This window comes from Allobosea sp. NPDC055594 (genome assembly GCF_053618995.1).
Map to the genome: position 1 here is coordinate 1 of NZ_JBSHIO010000051.1, position 1,449 is coordinate 1,449.

Below are 1,449 nucleotides of genomic sequence, written 5' to 3' on the forward strand. Positions count from 1 at the left end.
CATGCTCGAGCTCAACGACCCGTCGCTTTTTCGCTCGCAGTGCTATGTTGACGGTGCCTGGATCGGCGAAGGCGCCGATGTCGTCGACAACCCGGCGACCGGCGAGGTTCTCGCGAAAGTGCCGCGCTACGGCGCCGATGAGACGACGGCCGCGGTCGAGGCGGCGGCACGCGCCTTCAAGCCCTGGGCGAAGAAGTCGGCCAAGGAGCGTTCGGCGATCCTGCGCAAATGGTTCGAGCTGATCATGGCGAACCAGGAGGATCTGGCGCAGATCATGACGGCCGAGCAGGGCAAGCCCCTGTCCGAGGCGCGCGGCGAGGTCGCCTATGCCGCCTCCTTCGTCGAGTTCTACGCCGAGGAAGCCAAGCGCATCTATGGCGAGACGATTCCCTCGCCCTTCCCGAATTCGCGGATCATCGTGCAGAAGCAGCCGGTCGGTGTCTGCGCTGCGATCACGCCCTGGAACTTCCCGGCGGCGATGATCACCCGCAAATGCGCGCCCGGCCTCGCGGCGGGCTGCACCTTCGTGGTCAAGCCGGCGCCGGACACCCCGCTGACTGCGCTGGCACTGGTCGAGCTCGCTGAGCGCGCCGGCTTCCCCAGGGGCGTGATCAACGTCGTCACCGGTGATGCTGTCGCGATCGGCGGCGTGATGACCTCGCATCCGGCGGTGCGCTTCATCGGCTTCACCGGCTCGACCCCGGTCGGCAAGCTCCTGATGCAGCAGGCGGCCTCGACCGTGAAGAAGGTCGGGCTCGAGCTCGGTGGCAATGCGCCCTTCATCGTCTTCGACGATGCCGATCTCGATGCGGCGGTGGCCGGCGCACTCGCCGCCAAGTTCCGCAATATGGGCCAGACCTGCGTCTGCACCAACCGGCTCTTCGTGCAGGAGGGCATCCATGACGCGTTCGTGGCGAAGTTCGCCGGCGAGGTCGCCAAGATGAAGGTCGGCAACGGCGTCGAGATCGGCGTCGTCCAGGGGCCGCTGATCAATGCGCGCGCGGTCGAGAAGGTCGAGCGTCACGTCGCCGACGCGGTGGCGGGCGGGGCCAGGGTCGTGACCGGCGGCAAGCGCCATGCGCTCGGCCGCAGCTTCTACGAGCCGACCGTGCTGTCGGGCGTGACCACCAGGATGCTGGTGACGCGCGAGGAGACCTTCGGCCCGGTCGCGCCGGTCTACAGCTTCAAGAACGAGGACGAGGTCGTAGCGCTCGCCAACGACACGCCCTTCGGCCTGGCCGCCTATTTCTACACCCGGGATCTCGGCCGCGCCTTCCGCGTCGCCGAGGAGCTCGAATACGGCATGGTCGGCATCAATTCGGCGATGCTCGGCACCGAGGTCGCCCCCTTCGGCGGCGTCAAGGAATCCGGCCTCGGACGCGAGGGCTCGCTGCACGGCATCGATGAGTTCGTCGAGATCAAGTACATGCTGATGGGAGGGCTCGGCGC

At 67.5% G+C, this 1,449-nt stretch carries 1 protein-coding gene; it reads left to right on the top strand.

Annotated elements, in window-relative coordinates:
* Nucleotide 1: 1 nt before the first annotated feature.
* On the top strand, nt 2-1,449 hold a 1,448-nt coding region (locus ACWGRX_RS26910), incomplete at its 3' end, for an NAD-dependent succinate-semialdehyde dehydrogenase (RefSeq protein WP_452120057.1).